Raw genomic sequence first — 1,509 nt, forward strand, 5'->3', positions numbered from 1 at the left:
ACTATGACAATAAAGTACGAAACTTTTCGGTGCCATTTGTCGTAGTTTGCCTTCTTCTCTGAGACGATTTTGCCCCAAAGCTAGCTAGATGCTATTGCATGTCTTATTAGTATATCTAACTTGAAATGTCATAATTACTATTTGAGCCACTTGTAGCACCATCCATCACTCATGAGCAATTTCCTGATTTTTGCTCTGTCATTAGCTTTAGCTCGCATATATATAGAGCGTATTTCTTGCTCATAAGAATCAGATTCAAAACCACGGTTAATCGCTTTTTGATACCACTCATGACCTTGGGAGATATCTCCACTCAACATTTTGCACGCACCAATCAAAGTGCATGGGCGGTAGTCCTGTAGAGTCAATTCATGAGCCTGTATGCCAAATTCGATAGCTTGTTCTAGCATATTTAAATCACGTTTAACACCGCCAGCCGTAGTAAGCAAAGCAGATTTTAACTTCTTATTTCCATTCGCAAATTTGAATGGAAAGTGCTTATTCACCAAGGTTAGGGCTGTTTTTGCCTTATCTGCTTTACGATAATCAGCAAGAGCATTAACCAAGTTCCACGGCTTATTGGTCGTATTCCATATTCGCTTGGAGTTCTCTGCGCGACGAAGGTAATACATGCTATTCACCTGATCATTCTCAAAGCCCTTCTGCTTAAGCCACAAGTAGTCGGCATCAGTGATCATACCTTTGTTGAGAGTCGTGAGAATATAAGCTGCTTTAGAGTGCCTACGAATCGAACTAATATTGAGTGAGGGGAAGTCGATGAATTGCTTATCATACTTAGCTCTAAGATCTGCAAACATCTTGTCAGACGCTATTTGCCGCTGTTTTAGCTTTTGTTCCTGTGCTTTTTGTTGCTCGATTCTTTGCTCTTGAGGAGTTTTTGTCGTGTTATATTTAGCGAGTTTTGACTCGATAAACTCTATATTCGTTGAAAACTCAGCACCTTCAACTGACTTACGTTTTTTCACACAAACCTTCAGGCTCAAGAACTCACTAAACACATCAGGGTGATCTTCAAGCAATGAATTCAAGATCGCTACATACTCTAAACCCATTGCACTTGTTATACAGTTGGCTTCATCGAGTAATGGTTTATCGAGCACGCTGCCATCTATAGCTTCAGATAAAAGCTTCAACCAAGCATGGTGAAGTGGGAATTGAACTCGATCAAACAGCCTAATTACTTTAGTGACCAACATAACGATTTAATCTCCATCCTCGTTTAAAGCACTGTCCATCATAAAGGGGCCATGCTAAACCGCACCACCAATTATAGCGGCTGAGTTTTTCGAATTTTCTATACTTGAAGTTATCCATACTCTACTAATTTAGTAAAGTCACTGAAACGAAATTGTCCAAAAGCGAGTTTCAAACTTTGTTGTCACACTTTCGTTGGATAGCCACATTGATTGAGTCTAAGTGTCGATCTTTATTGTCAGTATTGGGTTCTTTTAGCCACGATAGTAACGCACTTCGGAAATAGAAAAGTTT

The 1,509-nt window shown here is 39.6% G+C and carries 1 protein-coding gene; it reads right to left on the reverse strand.

Annotated elements, in window-relative coordinates:
• Positions 1 to 137 precede the first annotated feature (137 nt).
• Positions 138 to 1,217 (reverse strand): hypothetical protein, encoded by a 1,080-nt coding sequence (locus tag R7D93_RS25240; RefSeq protein ID WP_101905904.1) that lies wholly within the window; start codon positions 1,215 to 1,217, stop codon positions 138 to 140.
• Positions 1,218 to 1,509 lie beyond the last annotated feature (292 nt).

The sequence above is a fragment of the Vibrio sp. YT-15 genome (assembly GCF_033337445.1).
GTDB classification, from domain to species: Bacteria; Pseudomonadota; Gammaproteobacteria; order Enterobacterales; family Vibrionaceae; genus Vibrio; species Vibrio alginolyticus.